Origin of the sequence: Xylanibacter muris (assembly GCF_013166605.1) — a bacterium.
Lineage (GTDB): Bacteria > Bacteroidota > Bacteroidia > Bacteroidales > Bacteroidaceae > Prevotella > Prevotella muris.
The window spans coordinates 23,235-42,500 of sequence record NZ_JABKKF010000017.1; the positions used below are offsets into that span (position 1 = coordinate 23,235).

The 19,266-nt window shown below is 45.6% G+C and carries 8 protein-coding genes, 1 tRNA gene and 2 rRNA genes (1 of these 11 cut by a window edge); 5 read left to right on the top strand and 6 right to left on the bottom strand.

From position 1 onward, the window contains the following. Window positions 1-2: 2 nt before the first annotated feature. From HPS56_RS12545 to HPS56_RS12565, 5 genes are all read right to left on the bottom strand, one after another. Window positions 3-977, bottom strand: a complete 975-nt coding sequence (locus HPS56_RS12545) for a zinc ribbon domain-containing protein (protein ID WP_172277304.1) — start codon at window positions 975-977, stop codon at window positions 3-5. Between the two features lie 57 nt (window positions 978-1,034). Continuing rightward, window positions 1,035-2,909: a peptidase U32 family protein gene (locus HPS56_RS12550; protein ID WP_172277286.1), complete on the bottom strand. Its 1,875-nt coding sequence runs from the start codon at window positions 2,907-2,909 to the stop codon at window positions 1,035-1,037. Window positions 2,910-2,995: 86 nt separating this feature from the next. Continuing rightward, window positions 2,996-3,913 (bottom strand): homoserine O-acetyltransferase MetA, encoded by a 918-nt coding sequence (gene metA, locus HPS56_RS12555; RefSeq protein WP_172277289.1) that lies wholly within the window; start codon window positions 3,911-3,913, stop codon window positions 2,996-2,998. A 405-nt stretch (window positions 3,914-4,318) separates the two neighbouring features. Next, on the bottom strand, window positions 4,319-6,358 hold the full coding sequence (locus HPS56_RS12560) for a M13 family metallopeptidase (RefSeq protein ID WP_172277307.1): 2,040 nt from the start codon (window positions 6,356-6,358) through the stop codon (window positions 4,319-4,321). Window positions 6,359-6,434: 76 nt separating this feature from the next. Beyond that, on the bottom strand, window positions 6,435-8,399 hold the full coding sequence (locus HPS56_RS12565) for an ABC-F family ATP-binding cassette domain-containing protein (protein WP_172277292.1): 1,965 nt from the start codon (window positions 8,397-8,399) through the stop codon (window positions 6,435-6,437). A 732-nt stretch (window positions 8,400-9,131) separates the two neighbouring features. Here HPS56_RS12565 and carB point away from each other — a divergent pair. Then, window positions 9,132-12,353, top strand: coding sequence for a carbamoyl-phosphate synthase (glutamine-hydrolyzing) large subunit (gene carB, locus HPS56_RS12570; protein WP_172277295.1), 3,222 nt, complete (start codon window positions 9,132-9,134; stop codon window positions 12,351-12,353). A gap of 121 nt (window positions 12,354-12,474) precedes the next feature. Here the strand turns inward: carB and HPS56_RS12575 are convergent, their stop codons facing one another. After that, entirely contained in the window at window positions 12,475-13,812 is a 1,338-nt protein-coding gene (locus HPS56_RS12575; RefSeq protein ID WP_172277298.1) for a TIGR00341 family protein, read from the bottom strand. 363 nt (window positions 13,813-14,175) lie between these two features. Between HPS56_RS12575 and nhaA the strand changes: the two genes are divergently transcribed. The 4 genes from nhaA to HPS56_RS12595 all read left to right on the top strand — a co-directional run. Continuing rightward, window positions 14,176-15,498 carry a Na+/H+ antiporter NhaA gene (gene nhaA, locus HPS56_RS12580; RefSeq protein WP_172277301.1) on the top strand — a complete coding sequence of 441 codons (1,323 nt, stop codon included), beginning with the start codon at window positions 14,176-14,178 and terminating at the stop codon, window positions 15,496-15,498. Window positions 15,499-15,929: 431 nt separating this feature from the next. Beyond that, a 16S ribosomal RNA gene (locus tag HPS56_RS12585) occupies window positions 15,930-17,460 on the top strand. Between the two features lie 111 nt (window positions 17,461-17,571). Continuing rightward, window positions 17,572-17,648, top strand: a tRNA-Ala gene (locus HPS56_RS12590). A 181-nt stretch (window positions 17,649-17,829) separates the two neighbouring features. Next, a 23S ribosomal RNA gene (locus HPS56_RS12595) occupies window positions 17,830-19,266 on the top strand (it continues 1,463 nt past the right edge of the window). Together the 16S and 23S rRNA genes with 1 tRNA gene alongside form the textbook arrangement of a ribosomal RNA operon.

Sequence of the window (19,266 nt, forward strand, 5' to 3'; positions counted from 1 at the left end):
TATTATTCGTTTATCGTCCCACATTGCGGGCATTTTCCTTTTCTCATGAGTTTTGCTCCGCATCTACCGCAGAGATATGTGGAATGTGAGTTGTGGAGATAGCGGTGTATTGCAAATATGCAGTAGGCAATAAACAGAATATAGCCGATATAATATAAGGTGGTGATGCTGAACACCACATAGTTTACTGCGCATGTGGCGGCAAGGCCTGACAGATATAGGATGGCGTCACCGAATGTAAGTATGCGCCGCAGCTCATCTATTACGGCAATGAGGATTATTATCATAGACCATACAGAGGTGATAAACAGGCCGAGATGCGGAGGAAGTGTGAACGGATTGAGCGACGGATGATAGTAGAAATGTCTCCATGAATCAGCTCCGAACATCTGGATTGAGGCGTAGAGAGTGGCGGAAAATGCAATGTTCAGTGCAAGAAGGGTGGGGTAGAAAGAGTCGATGTCGTTGAAATGCACGATATGGGCATTGCGTTTTGACAGTTTCACAAGCCCGTATATGGCACATGTGATTACCAGGAGTGCGAGAAATATGAGCAGATGCACATCGGAGAATGTGCTGATGAACTGTGATATGGGATCGTCTGGCTCGACATTCTTCAAAAGTTCTTTCTCATGTACCCATCCCTGTGTCGTCTGGTCGCGTGCCACTTTCACCCATACCGAGTCTGTGGTGTCTTCAGGAAGGGTAAGGATATCTGCCACGACTATGCGGTTGTTGTGATATATGGTGATAGAGTCGTATGCCGTTTCGTTAGGTCTTTGACAGATCAATACTATTGAGTCGCCTTTTACTATGAAGTTGTAGTTTTGGGAATAATGATGAGTGGTAGAGAATGATATCGAGTCTATCTGTTGGTCTGTGAGATTCCATGCATCAGGAGTGTCGCTTGCCTGGTTATAGCATGATGTGAGTGTCAGAACAACAAGGTAAACTGCATGTATGCGTAGAAGATTCATATCCTTTATGCATGTATTAAGGAATGTCCGTATCATGTCTGTCATCATTATTATGTTTTATTTCTCTGCAATTATGTTCATCTGGCATTTCGCGCAGTCAAATTCCAGTTTGAATCTCCTTTTGTCTGCCGACACGAGATAAAGCGGTTCTTCCCAATAGGGCTTCTTGCCTCCGTTTTTCATGCAGTATCCCATTGTATGTCTTATGCAGTAGCGGCATTGCATGAGGCATGCCTTGTCTGTCTGTCTTTTTTCAAATGCCGGTTGTGGCGAGTCAAGTCCGATGCCGGCATAGAATCTTTGTGCCATTGTGTTGGATATGTTGTGCATGTAGGTGTTTCGCCCGTATCCGGGAAATGCAGAATGTCCGGTGTTGCAGGTCTTTTTTATGGCCGGTACGATTGCGGCTGATTTTTCTGAAACGGAACCCTGACGTTTTTCCTTGCCGGCGCATAATTCTTCCATTGCAGCTGTTGCTTTTCTTCTTAGGGAAGAAAGAATGCTGCCTGGCACGAAAAGATTGAAATCTTCTTGAATGTCAATGTTCCGGCACTCGAATATGCTTCCTCCGAGTTTCTGGAGCTGGCGTGATATATTTTCGTTTTGCTGGCGCATGGCTGTTTGGTGTTCAAGTTGTTCGTGCACCGTTACCGTGTGTATGCCGGGAATGGTCATGGTGAGGGCGATACCGTTTTCTGTTTCATACAGTTTCATTTGCACTTCTATTTTACGTACCGAACTTTGTTTTGACAGTATGCGTTCGAACTCCCGGTCGTTGTTTCTGTAAAGAGCTGTGCCACGCCGTAGGTTTGAAGGCATCTTTAACGGGTGCAGCCTGTTGTTTTCCACCTTGTTTATGCGGAATCCTTCAAGGGTATGGCTGTCGTTTATGAAACAGAGACCGTCACCGTTGGCAAAATATTTTGTTCCGGCCACGGTGAATGTCCCGCCCCTTATTTCTTTGACTGTGCCGACATACTCTCCTATGGCTTTAGGTGTGTCCCAGGAGGCAATGTCGGGCTTGCGTCCGTTTATGAAGTAATTTGTGAATCCGCGGTTGAATGTCTTTCTAAGGTCGGGGTTGAACGAATAGTTGCATCTGCCGAGCGATGCGCGGCGGTATTTTTCAGGATTACGGCTGATTATGGAGTCGAGCTGCTGGCTGTATGCCGCAGTCACGTTTTTCACATATCCGATGTCTTTGAGACGTCCTTCAATCTTGAACGATACGGCACCGGCTTCCACAAGTTGCTCGAGATTGTTTATACGGTTCATGTCTCTGAGCGACAAAAGGTGGCGGTCGTGTTCAAGTATATTGCCCTTGCTGTCTTCAAGATTGAAACTGAGTCTGCAGAATTGAGCGCACTCACCCCTGTTGGCAGAGCGGTTGAAACAGTATTGCGAGGCATAGCACAGGCCGCTGTAGCTTACACACAGTGCACCGTGTACGAACACTTCAAGCTCTACGTCAGGTACGGCCTTGTGTATTTCATAAATTTCGTTTGCCGACAGTTCGCGTGCAAGTACTACACGTTTGAATCCGAGACTTTGCAGCCAGGCAACCTTTTCCGCAGATCTGTTGTCTGTCTGCGTGCTTGCGTGAAGTGCCATACGTGAGCCTTTGAGCATGGCTGCAACGGCCATGTCTTGCACGAGAACGGCATCTACACCGGCTTCCTCAAGTCCGGCAAGCATTTGTCTGGTGGCTTCAAGTTCATTGTCATATATAATGGTGTTTACCGTGACATAGACTTTTGCCTTGAACATGTGCGCATATTCACACAGTTCTCTGATGTCGTCAATGGAATTTCCCGCAGCAGCCCTTGCGCCGAAGCGGTGCGCACCTATGTATACCGCATCGGCCCCGTGGTCTATTGCGGCTTTTCCGCATTCCTTGTTTTTGGCCGGTGCCAGAAGTTCAAGCTCTTTCACTTTCGTATTTTTTATGGTTGTCTTTGTTTGTGTGGCAAGGCTGGTTTTTATATCAGTCTTGAGGAATACTAATTATTCAGGATATGTCATCTGATTGTGCTGATGTCATACGGTGTTTCCTGATAGACGTAATAGTTTATCCAGTTGCTGTAAAGCAGGTTTGCGTGTGCGCGCCATGTTACGAGAGGAGGTTTTTCCGGGTTGTTGTCTATGTAGTAGTTCTTCGGCATGTCTACATCGTTGCGTATTCCGCAGTCGCGCCTGTATTCAATGTCGAGTGTGTTGGGAGCGTATTCCAGATGACCTGTTATATAGAACTCACGCCCGTTGCGTGCCATCACCATGCTTACTCCGCTTTCGGATGATTCGGCTATCAGTGTGAGTTCAGGAACCTTTTCTATGTCGTCACGGTGAATTTCCGTATGTCGGCTGTGGGGCATTTGGAAAATGTCGTCGAATCCGCGGAATATAGGCAGATGGGTGTTTAATGTATATTGGCTGAATATGCCGAACATCTTCTTCTTGAGAGGGTATTTGGGTATGCCGTAATGGCAGTACAATGCAGCTTGGGCAGCCCAGCATATATATAATGTGGAGGTCACATGAGTTCTTGCCCAGGTGAAAATTTTCTTTATTTCATCCCAGTATCCCACTTTTTCATATTCATAGAGTTCAACGGGTGCTCCGGTAACAATCATTCCGTCGAACTTCTCATCAGACATGTCTTCAAAATCACGGTAGAACATCATCATGTGTTCAATGGGAGTGTTTTTCGGAGTGTGGCTTTTCAGTTTCATAAAACTGATGTCCATCTGTAGCGGAGTGTTTGACAAAAGTCTTATAAGGTCGGTCTCTGTTGTTATTTTCAGTGGCATCAGGTTGAGAATAACAATTCTTAACGGGCGTATATCCTGTGTGGTGGCACGTGAGTTGTCCATCACAAATATATTCTCTTTTTTCAACTGCTCAATTGCAGGCAGTTTGTCTGGTAGTCTTAAGGGCATTGTCTGTTACCTGTTGATGAATTTAATTCTGTTGTGTGTAAGTTGTGTATGTTGTTGATTATTAGTGGAATGTCTTTTGAATACAAATAATCAGACACCCAACTTATATACAAAATAAGTCAAAATCCGTGAGATATGCAAACAATTATCATAATTTTTTGTGGATGCAGTGAATGCGTCGGCTTACATAACGTGTGTTGATAATTGTCGGGTATGCTTACATGTCTCATGGACTGTTGCAAATAGTCTGTTTCTATATGTGGGAATCGCTGTGTTGAGAAAGGCAGGCTTTTCCAGTAAACGATATGTTCTCAAAAAAACGCAGAGTGCCCCATGAAAGTCATACGGAACTTTCATGGGGCACTCTATGGTTTCCACATTGTCATTGGATGTGGCACACTGTTATTACCACAGTTCGAGACGCTGGGATTTTGGAATGAACATCTTGTCTGTATCTTTCACGTTGAATGCGTCATACCACATATCTATGTGTGGCAGGGCACCGTTCACGCGCCAGCGTCCGAGGGAGTGCGGGTCGCTCTTTGTGCGGTTGCGTATCTCTTCCTCTGTGATGTTTGCTGCCCATACTCCTGAATAGGCAAGGAAGAAACGCTGTTCGGGAGTGAAGCCGTCGATAACTCCCAGAGGAGCATCCTTTGTCGCGTTTTTCAGTGCATGGTAAGCAACTTGCAGGCCTCCGTGGTCGGCAAGGTTCTCACCGAGTGTGAAGCGTCCGTTTGCCTTCAGGTCGGGCAGTACATTGATGTTTGAGAAGAAGTCTGCGTATAGGTCGGCTCTTTTGTTGAATTTATTTCCGTCTTCCTCTGTCCACCAGTCGTGCATGTTTCCGTTTTTGTCGTAGTGGCGTCCCTGATCGTCGAATCCGTGTGTCATTTCGTGTCCGATGACCACTCCTATCGCACCATAGTTGAAAGCGTCGTCGGCTTGCGGGTCGAAGAATGGAATCTGAAGGATGCCTGCAGGGAAGCAGATTTCATTTGTCGTCGGATTGTAATATGCGTTTACTGTCTGTGGATTCATGTACCATTCTTCACGGTCGACCGGTTTGCCCGATTTGTTATCAACAGTCCATTTGTTCCAGAATTTGCGGCATGCCACAATATTCTCATAATATGACTTTGACGGGTCGATATTCAGTTCTGTCATGTCTGTCCACTTGTCGGGATATCCGATTTTCACATAGAATGAGTTCAGTTTCTCGAGAGCGTTCTTTTTTGTGGCATCGCCCATCCAGTCTTGTGCCTTTATGCGTTCGCCTAATGCGATTTGAAGATTCCTCACAAGTTTCTTCATGCGCTCTTTTGATGATGCGGGGAAATACTTTTCCACGTAAATCTTGCCGAGAGCCTGTCCCATCTGGCTTTCCACCTGGCTTGTGGCACGTTTCCACAGCGGATGGTTCTGCTTGCGGCCAGACATCGTTTTGCCGAAGAAGTCGAAGTTTGCCTCAACGATGTCGTCACTCAGATATCCTGCTGCACTCATTATCTGTCCCCATTCCATATAGTCGCGGTATTCTGCGGCAGTGATGTTGGCTATAATTTTGTCTGCACCGGCTACAAACTCAGGTTGCCCGACAACTATTTCCTGTATATGTGCCGGTTTGATGCCATTGGCCAATGCGATTTTTGTAAGCTGGATATGAGGATATTTTGTCTCAAAATCCTTTATCGTCATCTTGTGATAATTGGCTTCGGGATCACGCAGTTCAGTTCTTGATTTTGATACTTTTGCCAATTCTGTCTCAAGTTTCATTATATTGTTCATTTTCTGCTCCGAGGCTTTTTTGCCGAATCCGAACATCTGGAACATTCTGACGATATGTTTCCTGTATGCCTCACGTATGGCTGTTGTGGCAGAATCGTTGTCAAGATAATAGTCTTTTTGCCCGAGGGTAATACCGCTTTGCACTATGTTGAGAATGTTTTGCGAGGCGTTTTTGTCATCTGAACCGATATAAGTTCCGATAAATTCGTTGTCGCCCTGTGGGGTCAGTTCAAGCTGGATGTCAAACAGAGCCTTCACCGTCTTTGCCTTTTCCATCCTGTTTATTATTCCCATGAGTGGTTTTACTCCGTCATTATTTCTTTTTACAGAGTCCATGGCGAGTTTATAAAGGTCGCTTAGTTTCTGTTCTGTGGAGCCTTTGGTGTATGTCTTGGTTTTCAGTTCGCTCAGTATGGAATTTATCCTTTTGTTGTTTCCCTCTCCAAGCTGGTCGAAAGTGCCGTAACGTGAATATGCTGCAGGCAGAGGGTTGTTTTTCATCCATCCTCCACATGCAAATTCAAAGAAATCTTCCGACGGATTGACTGTCTGGTTGAGATTTGCCAGGTTTATTCCTGACTTCAGCTGTCCTTGTGCCATTCCTATTACAGACATTGAGGCAAAGGCCATGATTGGAAATAATCTTTTCATTCTCATCATTAATATTTAGTTGTGAATATATTTTTGATATACTTTCTATATGTGTGTATGGTTTTGGGATGCTCAAGTGTTTTTATTTTGTCATTGCTTCCAGTTCTTCGCAAAGCTGTTCCCATCTTTCCACTTCTGTGTCAAGCTTATGTTTTATATCCGTATATTCGGTTATGAGTTTCATGTCGGATGCGTTTTCCGGCTCATATAATATGTTATCTAATTCTTTCAGCCGTTTCTCCATTTTCTCTATGGCTGTTTCAGACTCTTTGACTGCCTTTTGGATTCTTGTTATTTTTTTCCGTTGCTCTTTCTGTTCTGTGTATGTCAGTTTGTTTGTCGTTGTCTCGGATTGTTGTGATTCACGGGTTGTCTTTGTCTCCCGATGTCCGTCCGATTGTTTCTCTGCGTTTTTTGCCATACCAAGAGCATCGAGACTGTCAATGTCGTGCTCTCTGAGAAAATCATATATTCCTCCTATATGTTCTTTCACACGTCCTCCTCCGAATTCATATACTTTGGATACGAGTCCGTCGAGGAATTCACGGTCGTGGCTTACAACGATAGCCGTTCCGTCAAATGCCTTTATCGCTTCTTTCAATACATCTTTCGACGGCATGTCGAGGTGGTTGGTAGGCTCATCGAGTATCAGAAGGTTTACAGGCTCAAGCAGAAGCTTTATCATGGCAAGACGGCTGCGTTCGCCACCACTTAGCACTTTCACTTTCTTTTCGGAAGCCTCGCCTCCAAACATGAAGGCACCGAGTATGTTTTTTATTTTCAGTCTTATTTCCCCTTTTGCCACATTGTCTATCGTTTCAAACACGGTTAGACTCTCGTCAAGCATCTGGGCCTGATTCTGTGCAAAATATCCAATCTGTATGTTGTGGCCTATTTTTAGTCTTCCGGAGAAAGGAATCTCGTTCATTATACATTTCACAAGCGTGGACTTGCCCTCACCGTTCTTTCCGACGAATGCCACTTTCTCTCCCCGTTTGATGGTGAGGCATACATCGCTGAAAACAGTATGTGGCCCATAATCCTTGCGCACGTCGTTGCATATCACAGGATAATCCCCGCTTCTCAGACATGGAGGAAATTTAAGATGCATGGCAGAGTTGTCTACATCATCCACTTCTATTGGGACAATCTTTGCCAGTTGCTTGATGCGGCTCTGTACCTGTACGGCTTTTGTGGGTTTGTATCTGAACCTTTCTATGAAATCCTTCATGTCGGCAATTTCCTTCTGCTGGTTCTCGTATGCCCTTAACTGCTGTTCTCGACGTTCCTTGCGCAATACTACATATTCATCGTATTTCACTTTATAGTCGACAACTTTTCCGCATGATATTTCAAGTGTACGGTTGCTTACATTATTTATAAAGGCCCGGTCGTGGCTCACAAGCACAACAGCCTTTGCGCTTTGTGAAAGGAACTTCTCGAGCCACTGTATACTTTCTATATCGAGATGGTTGGTAGGCTCGTCGAGTAGAAGTACATCCGGACGTTGCAAAAGGATTTTCGCAAGCTCTATACGCATGCGCCATCCTCCGCTGAACTCGTTTGTGGGGCGGTTGAAATCCTTGCGCTCAAAGCCGAGACCGGCGAGTGTGCGCTCAATTTCTGCTTCGCAGTTGTCGGCACCGGTCATTACATATCTCTCATGCTCGTTGGTGAAAAGTTCCACAAGCTTGAGATATTCTTCACTTTCATAGTCGGTGCGTTCAGACAGCTGACGATTCAGTTCGTCAACCCTTTCCTTTAGTTTTGTGACATTGTCGAACGCTTTGCGTGTTTCTTCTATTACGGTTGTGTCGTCTTGGAGTATCATAACCTGTGGCAAATAGCCTACAGTCGTCTCTGACGGTATGGACACAATGCCGGATGTAGGTTTCTGCATACCGCAGAGAATCTTAAGCATTGTGGATTTTCCCGCACCGTTTTTTCCGACAAGTGCAATTCTGTCGTGGTTGTTTATTACGAAGCTAGCATCGCTGAAAAGCGGCCTTATTCCAAATTCAACCTTTAATCCTTCTACCGATATCATCAATTAATATTCAAAAATAAAATGCCTGCAAGAATTAACGTAAGCCTGATACTGTCATGTTTGCTTAAAACAGTACCGGCATGAATTATCCGTGCAAAGGTACACATTTTTATATGTATAGTCAAAACAAACAAAGTTTTATTTCAATAAAGGACATATTCGGATGCTTGTTTTTTGTTTGAAAATCACTTTGGATGTTTTGGAGATGTTTATTGTTGTGTCTTTATATTAGCGGAAATCCGATACGTGTCTCCTTTTTTTGAAATCTATTTACATATTGGGAGTGGTATAAAATTCTTTTCCGATGAATGGCATGTTCATGCTCGATGAATGGCATGTTCATCGGTCGTGAATAGGCTATTCATCAAGCGTGAATGGCATGTTCATTTTTGACGTGTTGCTCGCTATTGTTAACATATTGAGTATTAGTGTGTTATAGATTTGTGGCTTCGCGCTGGAAATTAATGGAAACGTGCTATGAATTTTTATTACATATTGTATCCTGTTACGCTTGTTTGCGGTTGGAAATCCAGTAATAAATCCATGTGAGGACAGACAGAAGACGGACGCGTTCCAATAACTCCATCGGTCAAAGTGTCGGGCACTTGTTTTTCCACGAATAAAATTCTGTGTCTCGAAGTATTTTATTTAATCATACGGTGTAAAATCTCGCGGATTTTATCTACCTTTGCATGCTGAAAGAGCAGACAACTTATAGAAACAACAAAAGATATGAAGAAAAAGTTAGAAAAAGTGCTTGTACTTGGGTCTGGCGCTTTAAAAATCGGACAGGCCGGTGAGTTTGATTATTCCGGTTCGCAGGCATTGAAGGCGTTGCGCGAGGAAGGGATATCGTCTGTGCTTGTCAATCCTAATATCGCTACGATACAAACATCTGAAGGTATTGCAGATAAGGTCTATTTCCAGCCTGTAACACCGTATTTTGTTACGGAAATTATAAAGAAGGAACGTCCTGACGGCATTCTTTTGGCTTTTGGAGGCCAGACAGCATTGAACTGCGGTACCGAACTTTACACAAACGGCACGCTTAAGGAATACGGAGTGGAGGTTCTGGGAACATCCGTAGATGCGATAATGTATACGGAAGACCGTGATCTGTTTGTCAAGAAACTTGATGAGATAGAACTTAAGACTCCTGTCAGTGAGGCTGTCGAGAATATGGACGATGCCATTGCTGCCGCCAAGAAGATAGGTTATCCGGTGATGATACGCTCTGCATATGCTCTTGGAGGACTCGGGTCCGGTATCTGTAAGGATGAAGCCGTATTCAAGGAATTGGCCGGAAGTGCATTCACGTTCGCTCCTCAGGTGCTTGTCGAGGAGTCTCTTAAGGGATGGAAAGAGATAGAGTTTGAGGTTATCCGCGATGCCAATGACCATTGCTTCACTGTTGCTTCTATGGAAAATTTCGACCCGCTCGGAATACATACCGGTGAGTCTATAGTTGTTGCTCCTACATGTTCATTGACTGAAGAACAGGTGAGTATGTTGCAGGAAATCTCAATATGTTGTGTGCGTCATCTCGGTATTGTCGGTGAATGTAACATCCAGTTTGCATTTAACGCTGTTACAAATGACTACCGTATAATTGAGGTTAATGCTCGTCTGAGCCGCTCATCGGCATTGGCATCAAAGGCCACCGGCTATCCCTTGGCATTCGTTGCAGCAAAGATCGCTCTTGGATATACCCTCGACCAGATAGGCGAGATGGGTACTCCCAATTCTGCATACAACGCACCGCAGCTCGACTATATGATATGTAAAATCCCAAGATGGGACCTTACAAAGTTTGCCGGTGTTAGCAGGCTTATAGGTTCATCTATGAAGTCTGTGGGCGAGATAATGTCTATAGGCCGTTCGTTTGAAGAGATGATTCAAAAAGGATTGAGAATGATCGGACAGGGCATGCACGGTTTTGTTGGCAATGACCATACTCGGTTTGAAAATCTTGACGAGGAGTTGGAGAATCCTACAGACTTGCGTATCTTCGCTATAGCCCAGGCTCTTGAAGAGGGATATTCTATCGAGCGCATAGAGGAGCTTACAAAGATTGACCTATGGTTCCTGTCACGTTTGAAAAACATTGTGGACATAAAGCATAAACTGCAGGAATACAACAAACTTGAAGAATTGCCGGACGTTTTGCTTAAAGAGGCGAAGGTTGCTGGCTTCTCAGACTTCCAGATTGCACGTTTTGTATTGAAACCGCATAATGGAAATATGGAAAAAGAGAATCTTGAGGTAAGACGTTACCGCAAGCAGAAGGGGATTCTTCCTGCTGTGAAGCGTATCAACACTGTGGCAAGCGAACATCCGGAACTTACTAATTATCTTTATTTCACATACGCTGTAGACGGACACGACATCGATTATTACAAGAATGAAAAATCTGTTGTCGTGCTGGGTTCAGGAGCTTATCGTATCGGTTCCTCGGTAGAGTTTGACTGGTGTTCTGTGAATGCTATAGAGACGGCACGTAAGTTGGGATACAAGTCTATCATGATTAATTATAATCCCGAGACCGTGTCAACAGACTATGACATGTGTGACAGGCTGTATTTTGACGAGCTGTCGCTCGAGCGTGTTCTTGACGTTATCGATCTTGAGTCGCCTAAGGGTGTTATCGTGAGTGTCGGTGGACAGATTCCTAATAATCTGGCAATGAAGCTTCATCGTCGCGGTGTTCCGGTTCTCGGTACTTCACCTATTAATATAGACAGGGCGGAAAATCGTGACAAGTTTTCGGCAATGCTCGATAAGCTCGGTATTGACCAGCCTGCATGGCGTGCCCTGACTTCGTTTGAGGATATACAGGAGTTTGTAGACGAAGTAGGCTTCCCGGTGCTTGTTCGTCCTTCTTATGTGTTGTCGGGTGCGGCAATGAATGTATGTCATAATTCTGAGGAACTGGAGAGATTCCTTAAGATGGCGACAGAGGTAAGCAAGGAGTATCCGGTGGTAGTGTCGCAGTTTATGCAAGATACAAAGGAAATAGAGTTTGATGCAGTGGCGGATAAGGGGCAGGTTGTGGAATATGCCATTTCTGAGCATGTTGAATATGCAGGTGTTCATTCCGGTGACGCCACAATGGTGTTCCCTGCACAGAATATATATTTCTCAACTATCAGACAGATAAAGAAAACAGCCCGTAAGATAGCAGAGGAACTTAATATCAGCGGTCCGTTCAACATCCAGTTCCTTGCCAAAAACCGTGAGATAAAGGTTATTGAGTGTAATTTGCGTGCTTCCCGTTCATTCCCCTTTGTAAGTAAGATATTGAAGCGCAATTTTATCGAGACAGCTACAAAGATAATGCTTGATGCTCCTTACACCCAGCCGGATAAGAGTGAGTTTGATATTGACAGAATCGGTGTGAAGGCTTCTCAGTTCTCTTTTGCACGTTTGCAGAATGCAGACCCTGTGCTCGGTGTTGACATGTCTTCCACAGGAGAGGTGGGATGTCTTGGAGATGACATGAACGAGGCCCTGCTTAATGCTCTTATAGCAACAGGCTACCGTATACCGAAGAAATCTATACTGATGTCTTCTGGCGGAGTGAAAGGTAAAGTGGCATTGCTCGAGCCAGCCAGACAGTTGGTTCGAAAAGGCTTTGAGGTATATGCTACGGCAGGTACTGCAAAATTCCTTAATGAAAATGATGTGCCGGCTATTGCTGTTGGATGGCCTGACGAGAATTGCGACAACAATGTTATGGATATGATTTCCGGACATAAGTTCGACCTTATTGTAAATGTTCCGAAAAACCAGACAAAGCGAGAGCTTACAAATGGTTATCGTATACGTCGTGGGTCGATAGATCACAATATTCCGCTTATGACTAATGTCAGGTTGGCTAAGGCCTTTATCGAGGCATTCTGTGCAATAAAGCAGGAGGATATAAAGATTAAGAGCTGGCAGGAATATAATGTATAAATATGGTTCGTCTGGTCCCGTGACGGACAGATAAAACAGTATTTATTGTGAATGTCCGGCTTTGGATATATGAAGAATCCGCAATACCTCGCGTGGGGTGTTGCGGATTTTCTTTGTTGTGCTACATTGTGGTTATTAGCCTCAGGCTGTCTGCGTTTGTTCTGGCTTTCAGCCATTTCTGAAGTTTTGTTTTGTCGCTTGCGTTAATCTTTGCACCGCCTGCTACAGCCAATATATAGCGTTTGTATATTGTCGTGTCAGTATAGGATTCCGTGACATTTGACAGGCTTATACGTTCAACGGACGGAAATATGGCTTTCACTTCTTTGCCTATTTCCTTACCCATGTTCTCGTAACGTGTGTATTGGAGGAGTTTATTCTCAAGTGTGTTTATCTGTCCTGACTGTTCCAGAAGTTTCTGATTCCCGGCTTCTTTCGACAAGGTGACGTTGTTGAGCCTTTTCAGAAGACTGTCCGACTGTGTCCCCTGTATAATGTTCAGGCTGTAATCATCAAGCTTATATGCTTTTAGTTTGTGATTTGCCTTATTGATAGTTTCCTGGCTGATAAGTTTGCCTACGGCTACGATGTTCAATTTCTTGTCTTTGCCGTCGAGCTCTTGTGATATAATCTGGGTTCCGGAAAATGCAAGCTCATTCTTGACAAACTTCCTTGCATTGTTGCCGTATACGCTTTTTCTTATGATTTGTATTGTCATATATGTGGCCGGCAGCATAGTTATGACAACAGCGGTTATAATGTAGCGTTTTACCTTTTCCATATTTGCTTTATCTATAAACTTCTTAGGCTTGAACTTCAGCATCCTGACACCGACGAAAGTGGCAAGGCAGATGAAGACGGTGTTTATGAAAAAAAGATAGAATGCCCCAAAGAAGTAAGACATGTTGTTTACGGCCAGTCCGTAGCCGGCGGTACATAGCGGAGGCATGAGGGCTGTGGCGATTGCCACTCCGGGGATAACGTTGCCTTTTCCTTTTGTCGATAATGCGAGTATGCCGGCAGCACCACCGCACAGAGCTATTAATACATCGTAAAGGGTAGGGGAGGTGCGCGCAAGTAATTCGGATTGTGCCTCGGTGAGTGGGGTTATAATAAAATATATGGTGGCGGTGAGCACGCTTATCACTGTTGCCACAAGATAGTTTTTTACAGAACGCTTCAAAAGTTCAAGGTCGTTTATGCCTATGGACAGTCCCATTCCGATGATAGGCCCCATAAGAGGTGAAATGAGCATTGCTCCGATGATAACCGCGGTGGAATTGGTGTTCAGGCCTAATGAGGCTATGAATATCGCAAATATCAGCACCCATAGGTTTGCGCCATGGAAAACAACACCACTGCTTATTTGTCTGATTGTCTCCTCTTCGTTTTCCTTGTCGGGCAGTGCGTTGAAATAGCTTTTCACAATCTGCCATAGCGTTTTATCATTCTGTTCCATACTGTTTTTGTTTTTCCTGCAAAAGTAATATATTATTTTCGTATAACGGTATATTTATGTTTTATTGTTTTTTTCTGTAGTATATTTTAAATATGATATTTATGTATATAGCCGGATGTCATTCTAAAGAAGATATCCGGTTTTTAGTAAAGAAATATTAATTTATTTCGTATTTACATATAAAATATCGGGGATTCTGTCTAAATTTGTACTTGAAAAAGAAATTTATGGTTCTTTTGAATGGGGGCTTATATGTAAGTCGCTTATAGTCAAAATATTATTGTTTAGTTTTAATTCAAGGATTGTGGAGTGGGTTTTCAGGATAGTCTCAGTATTTTCCATGATTCTTTCAAAAATGTATTTATGAAGAATATTTATCGAAGAGGTCTTGAAAGCAGGTTGATTATGCCTGCCATGCAGTTTATGCATCGTGAGAAATCAAGTGGTGTTGTTTTGGCGGTATCTGTGTTTGTTGCGCTGTTGCTTGCCAACTCTCCGCTTCGTGACGAGTATGCTTCTTTATTGGAATGTCATCTTGGATTTGTTTTTAATGATTATCCGTTTATGAATTTCAGTATTGGCCATTGGATTAATGACGGGTTGATGTCAATGTTTTTCTTTGTCGTCGGTCTTGAGCTTAAGCACGAGTTTATTGGAGGTGAGCTTAAGGATGTTAAGAAAGTGACGTTGCCTGTGGTTGCTGCGATATTCGGAATGCTTGTGCCCGCTGTTATCTATACATTATTTAACTGGGGTACTCCTGTCAGCCGCGGATGGGGTATACCGATGGCAACCGACATTGCTTTTGCCTTGGCTGTACTTTATGTGCTTGGCAACAGGGTCCCTGCATCCGTAAAGGTTTTCCTCACGACACTTGCCATTGTTGATGATTTGGGATCGGTGTTGGTTATCGCCCTGTTTTATACATCTAATATATCTTTGGATAATCTGGCTGTTGGAATGTTTATTCTGATGGTAATGTTTATTGGGAATAGAATGGGAATAAAAAATGTCTTATTCTATGGGGTGTTAGGTATTGGCGGAGTATGGGTGGCTTTTCTTATGTCTGGTGTGCATGCTACTGTATCCGCAGTTCTTTCAGCCATGGTAATACCTGCCGATTCCAGGATTCCGGAAATGGCATTTATAGCCAGAATGAAGAAACTTATAAGAAAATTTGAGAATACGGAGGGAAATGATGTCAGGACACTTGAGCCGGATCAGATGGAGATTCTTGTGAAAGTGCAGTCTGATTCATTGAAAGCCATGCCTCCACTGCAGAGATTGGAGCATAGTATGCAACCGTTGGTATCGTTTGTTATTATACCCATATTCGCATTTGCTAATGCCGGAGTTTCATTCGTCGATTTTGATATGTCTGTCCTGATAGAGAACAATGTCGCCTTGGGTGTGTTTATGGGATTGTTGTTGGGCAAACCTTTAGGTATTTTGACTGCTGTGTGGATTACGGAAAAGACAGGATTGGGAAAAAGGTCCCGCTCAATGACATGGAGGCGTATTACAGGATTAGGGTTCTTGGCTTCGATAGGTTTTACAATGTCGATGTTTGTTACCATGCTTGCATTTAATAGCCATAATAATTATGTTCAAGCCAAGGTCGGTATATTTATTGCGTCTATTATAGGCGGAATTGTCGGATATATGCTGTTGAGAAAGAATAAGTGAATTTGTTGTTGGAATGTATTATAATCTTATTATATATTATAATGTATTTCCTGTTTTTGTTCTGACCTATATCAATAAGAAATCAAACAAATGTTAACGTGGTGATATTTTCCCCGTTATGTTTTTGTTGTTTTCCCGATAATGTGTACCTTTGCATTCGCTTTTCAGGAGCAGTCCTGTTGAGCATACTGATTAAGAGTTCTTTGAAAGATTTAACATAGACAGAAGTAGTACAAGAAGCAGGTCTTTTCCCGGTGTCAGGATGCCGTGGTTGAGACTTGGGTATAACATGAAAACCGTCATTTTTTATCCGGTTAGGGTATGAATGCCAGGCTCTTGTTAATTCGGATTTAAGGCGTTCTGATAGGATTAGAATAATGGCCTTTGCCTGGTGCCTTGCGGCATTTGGCATTCGGCTTCAAAGATATTTTACAATGTAGAGTTTGATCCTGGCTCAGGATGAACGCTGGCTACAGGCTTAACACATGCAAGTCGAGGGGCAGCATGACATGTTTTCGGACGTGTCGATGGCGACCGGCGCACGGGTGAGTAACGCGTATCCGACCTGCCCCGTACCAGGGCACAGCCCGTCGAAAGACGGATTAATGCCCTATGTTCTCCGGAAGATCCATGTTTTCCGGAGCAAAGGTTATTCCGGTACGGGATGGGGATGCGTCCGATTAGCTTGCTGGCGGGGTAACGGCCCACCAGGGCACCGATCGGTAGGGGTTCTGAGAGGAAGGTCCCCCACACTGGAACTGAGACACGGTCCAGACTCCTACGGGAGGCAGCAGTGAGGAATATTGGTCAATGGGGGGAACCCTGAACCAGCCAAGTAGCGTGCAGGATGACGGCCCTATGGGTTGTAAACTGCTTTTGTGCGTGGATAAAGTAGGCCACTTGTGGCCTTTTGCAGGTACCGCACGAATAAGGACCGGCTAATTCCGTGCCAGCAGCCGCGGTAATACGGAAGGTCCGGGCGTTATCCGGATTTATTGGGTTTAAAGGGAGCGTAGGCCGCCTGTCAAGCGTGCTGTGAAACGCCGTGGCTCAACCACGGTCCTGCAGCGCGAACTGGCGGGCTTGAGTGTGCGGAAGGCACGCGGAATTCGTGGTGTAGCGGTGAAATGCTTAGATATCACGAAGAACTCCGATTGCGAAGGCAGCGTGCCGCAGCATTACTGACGCTGATGCTCGAAAGCGCGGGTATCGAACAGGATTAGATACCCTGGTAGTCCGCGCGGTAAACGATGGATGCCCGCTGTCGGCGATATACAGTCGGCGGCCAAGCGAAAGCGTTAAGCATCCCACCTGGGGAGTACGCCGGCAACGGTGAAACTCAAAGGAATTGACGGGGGCCCGCACAAGCGGAGGAACATGTGGTTTAATTCGATGATACGCGAGGAACCTTACCCGGGCTTGAATTGCAGATGAATGATTCAGAGATGATGAAGTCCTTCGGGACATCTGTGAAGGTGCTGCATGGTTGTCGTCAGCTCGTGCCGTGAGGTGTCGGCTTAAGTGCCATAACGAGCGCAACCCCTTCCCTCAGTTGCCATCGGGTCATGCCGGGCACTCTGTGGGTACTGCCTCCGCAAGGAGCGAGGAAGGCGGGGATGACGTCAAATCAGCACGGCCCTTACGTCCGGGGCTACACACGTGTTACAATGGGGCATACAGCGAGCAGGTGCCGTGCAAACGGTGTCGAATCTTGAAAGTGCCCCTCAGTTCGGACTGGGGTCTGCAACCCGACCCCACGAAGCTGGATTCGCTAGTAATCGCGCATCAGCCATGGCGCGGTGAATACGTTCCCGGGCCTTGTACACACCGCCCGTCAAGCCATGAAAGCCGGGGGCGCCTGAAGTCCGTGACCGTGAGGGTCGGCCTAGGGTGAAACCGGTGATTGGGGCTAAGTCGTAACAAGGTAGCCGTACCGGAAGGTGCGGCTGGAACACCTCCTTTCTGGAGGGACGCATGCAAATCAGACGAATGCGAGAGTATATTATGGTATACGTACTTTTACCGGAGAGTTTTCAGGTTCTATCCTTTCTTGTACGTTCTGCCTCTGTCTATGGGGGATTAGCTCAGTTGGCTAGAGCGCTTGCATGGCATGCAAGAGGTCAACGGTTCGAATCCGTTATTCTCCACCATCCGGCACATTCCGCTTTATTGCGTTATGTCTCCGGTCCGTTCTTTGACATATTGACACATAAGACTTGTAAGTAAAGATGTCAGCGGCACATTGTTATGGTGTGCGCGCATTGACAGACAGAACTCAACGACAGCCTCGGTATCCTCCACTTTTTTTTGGTGAGGTATTGATATAAGGCTGAGAAAGTACGAAAGGGCGCATGGCGGATGCCTTGGCTCACAGAGGCGATGAAGGACGTGATAAGCTGCGATAAGCCGCGGTGAGGTGCAAATGACCTTTGACCCGCGGATTTCCGAATGGGACAACCCAATACCTTTTCAGGTATTATCCCGTCTTTATTTCGGGAGGCGAACCGGGGGAACTGAAACATCTTAGTACCCCGAGGAGAAGAAAATAACAATGATTCCCCCAGTAGTGGCGAGCGACCGGGGAAGAGCCCAAACCCGCACCGTATCATTGCGTTGCGGGGGTTGTAGGACCACGACACGGTACATTTAAGGCGAGCGGAATCCTCTGGAAAGGGGATCCGTAGAGGGTGACAGACCCGTACGCGCAGCCTTCGATGACCCAGTGTAATCCTGAGTAGCGCGGGACACGAGTAATCCTGTGTGAATCAGCCGGGCCCATCCGGCAAGGCTAAATACTCCTGTGAGACCGATAGTGTACCAGTACCGTGAGGGAAAGGTGAAAAGAACCCCCATGAGGGGAGTGAAATAGATCCTGAACCCATGCGCCTTCAAGCGGTCGGAGCATGTTAATCATGTGACGGCGTGCCTTTTGCATAATGAACCTACGAGTTGCCGTCGCCGGCGAGGTTAAGGATGAGGACATCCCGAGCCGCAGTGAAAGCGAGCCTGAAGAGGGCGTTTAAGTCGGCGGTGGCAGACGCGAAACCAAGTGATCTACACTTGGCCAGGGTGAAGTCCCGGTAACACGTGATGGAGGCCCGAACCGATAAGCGTTGAAAAGCTTCCGGATGAGCCGAGTGTAGGAGTGAAAGGCCAATCAAACTTGGAGATAGCTCGTACTCCCCGAAAGGCATTTAGGTGCCGCGTCGGGTGTTCGCCGTGAGAGGTAGAGCGACCGGTAGGATGCGAGGGCTTCACCGCCTGTCAAGTCCTGACGAACTCCGAATGCTCACGGCTTGTAGCCCTGCAGTAAGGGGGCGGGTGCTAAGGTCCGTCCCCGAGAGGAGAAGAATCCAGACCGCCGTCTAAGGTCCCGGAATTCTGCCTGAGTTAGTCTAACGAAGTCCGGTCCCTGTGACAGCTAGGATGTTGGCTTGGAAGCAGCCATTCATTCAAAGAGTGCGTAACAGCTCACTAGTCGAGGGTCCGGGCGTGGATAATAATCGGGTATAAGGCAGATACCGAAGGCGCGGGATAGCAAATTATAAAAGTATCGGTAGGGGAGCATTCCGTCTCCGTTGAATGCGAGTGGTGACCCTCGCTGGAGGATTCGGAAAAGCAAATGTAGGTATAAGTAACGATAAGGGGAATGAGATATTCCCCCGCCGCAAGACCAAGGTTTCCCGGGCAATGTTGTTCACCCCGGGGTTAGTCGGTCCCTAAGTCTCAGCCGAACGGCGAAGGCGATGGCAGACACGGTTGATATTC

What these genes read in the sequence shown, in the direction of transcription:
- HPS56_RS12545 (WP_172277304.1), bottom strand. Translation starts at nt 977, where the DNA reads ATGAATCTTCTACGCATACATGCAGTTTACCTTGTTGTTCTGACACTC.
- metA (WP_172277289.1), bottom strand. Translation starts at nt 3,913, where the DNA reads ATGCCCTTAAGACTACCAGACAAACTGCCTGCAATTGAGCAGTTGAAA.
- HPS56_RS12560 (WP_172277307.1), bottom strand. Translation starts at nt 6,358, where the DNA reads ATGAGAATGAAAAGATTATTTCCAATCATGGCCTTTGCCTCAATGTCT.
- HPS56_RS12565 (WP_172277292.1), bottom strand. Translation starts at nt 8,399, where the DNA reads ATGATATCGGTAGAAGGATTAAAGGTTGAATTTGGAATAAGGCCGCTT.
- carB (WP_172277295.1), top strand. Translation starts at nt 9,132, where the DNA reads ATGAAGAAAAAGTTAGAAAAAGTGCTTGTACTTGGGTCTGGCGCTTTA.
- HPS56_RS12575 (WP_172277298.1), bottom strand. Translation starts at nt 13,812, where the DNA reads ATGGAACAGAATGATAAAACGCTATGGCAGATTGTGAAAAGCTATTTC.
- nhaA (WP_172277301.1), top strand. Translation starts at nt 14,176, where the DNA reads ATGAAGAATATTTATCGAAGAGGTCTTGAAAGCAGGTTGATTATGCCT.